A 3422-nucleotide genomic window follows, 5' to 3' on the forward strand; every position below is an offset into this window, starting at 1 on the left:
AGCGCCCGCACCCGGCCGCTCACCCACCCACAGCGCCCTGAGCCTGTCGAAGGGCGAGCGCCCGCACCCGAGCGCTCACCCAGCCACAGCGCCCTGAGCCTGTCGAAGGGCGAGCGCCCGCACCCGGCCGCTCACCCACCCACAGCGCCCTGAGCCTGTCGAAGGGCGGGAGCCGCTCACACGGGGATGGCCACGGGTGTCCCGGCGACCGGCTCAGCTGGGTTCGCAGAAGCGGAGCTCGTTGCCGAAGGGGTCGGTGACGGTCATGGTGGGGCCGCCGGGGGCGGAGCGGTCGATGCCGGGACGGAGCCGGCCGGCGGCGGCGGCCAGCACCCGCGAGCGGTAGGCGTCCAGGGCGCGGACCGGGATCCACACCACCGTGCCGGGGGTGCCGTCGCCGTGGTGCTCGCTGAGGGCGAGCCTCGTCTCGTCCCGGCTGATGCCGAGGAAGGCCGGCATCCCGGGCTCGAAGCGGTGCTCGAAGTCGAGCGAGAAGCCCAGGGTCTCGAGGTAGAACGCGCGGGCCAGGGCGACGTCGTAGACCCGCAGCACCGGCATCGCCGGGCCGCTGCCGGGCTGCTGGTAGCGGGCCGCCAGGTGGTTCCAGTCCTGGTGGCCGAGGGCACGGGACAGCAGGTCCAGGCTCTGGCCGTGGGTCAGGTCGTGGCCGGGCGGCAGTGCGGCCCGCAGGGCTCGCGCCAGCGCCTTGGCCTCGTCGGCGGTGAAGGGGATCACGGGTGCTCCGTCTCCTCGAGCGGGCCGTCCTGGTGCTCGCGTTGCCAGTCGCCGTGCTCGGGAAGGGCACGTGGTCCTCGCTGTGCTGGACGACGTGTTCACCGGACCCCGGAGGGCTGCGAGCGGCAGGGACGTCGACCCCGCGCTCACGCTACGACCTCCGCCCGACACCCGCCACCCCTCCTCCGAATGACGGCGCGGCCCGGGACAGGTCGGAGGGTCAGGTGCGCAGGGTGGCGGTGCGGGTGGCGCCGCGGGTGCTGCCGAGGTCGGCGTCGACCACGACGGTGCGGGTTCGGGCGCTGACGGTGAGCTCGGTGTCGGCCTCGACCAGCCGGTAGCGGCCGGGGACCGTGAGCTCGAGCCGCAGCGGCTGGGCGCGGCGGCTGGGGTCCGAGACGGCCACCGTGAGCTCGGGCCCGCGGCGGGTCACCACGACCGAGCAGGGTCCGGAGGCCGCCAGCTCGGGCAGGTCGGCGGTCTCGAACACGTTGGCCAGCAGCAGCCGGCGTCCACCCTCCTCGGTGCTGATCGCCTGCACCGACGGCGTGTTGGCCAGCACGCGGTACGCCGGGGCGGCGGCCAGCCGACTGGTGGTGGCGACGTCGGCACCGGGCAGCAGCACGTACTCGTAGGCGTCTCCGTCGGGATCGACGCCGTGCTCCAGGGTCAGCCGCAGGTACTCCCGGGTCACGGGGGTGTCGCTGCCCCCGGTGTCGCCGCCGGAGTTGATGGTGCGCCAGGTGCCGGTGCGCTCCTCGTGCGCGAGGGCCAGCTGGGTGCCCGCACCGAACAGGTAGCCGCCGACGCCGTCCAGGTGCGCCCAGCCGGCCGCGCCGACCCGGGCCGACGTGCCCACCTCCTCGACCAGCCGGTCGCCGTCGACCAGCAGCGCCGGGGCCCGTCCGGGGGCGGCGGAGCGGTTCTCGACCGTGGTCTCGACCGCTGCGCCGTCGGTGCTGCGGATGCCGGCGCCGAGGGCGACCACCGCCGCGTCCAGGCAGAACCAGGACTTCCGGGCGCTGAGGTCGCCGTCGTAGCCGAGGTGGTCCATGCCGATCGCGCCCCAGCGACTGGCGGCCACGCTTCCGCCGGCCCACGGCCGGGTGGCGCGCGGGATGCCGGTGCCGGCACCCTCGCCGCTGGCCCGCGGCTCCAGCCCGACGGTGGTGCCCGGCAGCCGGGAGGGGTCGACGGTGGGCCAGAAGTCGGCGGAGAACTGGGTGAGGTCGCTCTCCCGGTACAGGTAGCTCATCCCGTCGCCCTGGTACCAGCCCCGGTTGTTCTCGTTGTTGCCCCACTCGTAGCGACCGATCCGGTTGCTGGAGACCGACACCGTGAAGGCCCAGCCGGGACGGCGGTGCACCGAGCGGTCCTGGTCGGCGAAGTGCTGGTGGCCGACCGGCTCGGGGGCCGCGGGAACCGAGCCGTCGGCGAGCACCTGCAGCGCCCGGCCCAGCTCGGGCAGCCCCACCTCCTCCAGGTAGGGGTGCGGGGCCCGCTCGATCCAGCCCTTGGCCAGCCGGCGGTAGGTCGAGCCGTGCTCGGCGTCCACACCCGGGGCCATCAGCAGCAGCGAGGAGATGGTGCTGAAGGCGTCGTGGTGGTCGCGTTCGTGCTCGCGCGAGACCGCCCGGCCACGCACGGTGTCCATCATCAGCCCGTTCCAGATGAACGGTGCGAAGGACTTCTCCGGGGCGTCCAGCACGACGACCCGGTCGGGGTCGGTGACCTGCCAGCTCGACCCGCCGAGCAGCGCCAGCAGGTCGGCGACCCCGGACAGCGCGACGTTGCCGTACGTGCCGACGTAGGGGAGGTAGCGGTGCTGGACGAAGGAGCCGTCGGCGTAGAAGCCGTCGCCGGAGGTGACGTAGCGGAACACGCTGTTGCGGCCGCCGCCGACCACGTCGCTGAGGGCGTCCCGGGCCATCGCGACCTCGGCCGCGTCCCGGGCGAGCAGCCCGCGGACGGCGCAGGCCAGCGCCTTGTCGGTGCGGTTGGCCCCCGTCTCGGGGGAGGTGCCGCGACCGCGGAAGTTCGGGTTGGGGGTGAAGCGGCGGATCGCGGCGAGGTAGTCGGTGAGGTCCTCGGCCGGCACGGTGTCGCCGAGCAGGCAGCAGGTGTCGGCCAGCCGGGCCGGGTTGCCGATCTCCCAGAACCACCAGTTGCCCGTCGGCGCCAGCCCTGCGTGGTATCCGCGGTCGTGCAGGAAGCGCAGCGACGTCACCAGCGTCGAGCCCAGGCCCGCGTCGTGGTAGGTGGCCGAGCCGACGGTCGCCCAGCCCAGCGCCAGCTCGAGCAGCCGCTGGTAGCTGACCCCGACGTTCGCCTCCTGCGGGCCGGTGACCGGCAGGTCGGGCCAGAGCCGGTCGTCGGCCTCGACCATGCTGCCCAGCAGCTCGGCGGTGGTGGCATCCAGCCGGTCCAGGCCGGCCCGGATCTCCGGCACCGAGGCGTCCAGCGCGCCGCCGGTCAGCAGCTCCGCACGCCGGAACAGCAGCGTGTCGAACTCGTCGGCGGCCCAGGCAGGCTGCGGGACCGCGGGCAGCGCCAGGCCCGCCAGCGCCGCGGCGGCCGAGCCGCCCAGCAGGCGCCGTCGGCTCAGCAGGGGCAGCCGGAGCGTGCCGGGGGAGGGGTGGGTGGGATCGGCTGACGTCATCGTCGTCTCCTCGGGACCGTTCGGGGGA

General features: G+C 74.8%; 2 protein-coding genes. Both read right to left on the reverse strand.

The genetic code is table 11. The features are described from left to right. Positions 1-213 precede the first annotated feature (213 nt). Entirely contained in the window at positions 214-735 is a 522-nt protein-coding gene (locus DVA66_RS18405; RefSeq protein ID WP_198671933.1) for a glyoxalase superfamily protein, read from the reverse strand. A gap of 220 nt (positions 736-955) precedes the next feature. Further along, positions 956-3422, reverse strand: a 2467-nt coding sequence (locus DVA66_RS18410) for a polysaccharide lyase 8 family protein (protein WP_232822060.1), incomplete at its 5' end; no start/stop codon positions are given.

It is taken from the genome of Desertihabitans aurantiacus (genome assembly GCF_003344635.1).
In the GTDB taxonomy this organism is placed as follows: domain Bacteria; phylum Actinomycetota; class Actinomycetes; order Propionibacteriales; family Propionibacteriaceae; genus Desertihabitans; species Desertihabitans aurantiacus.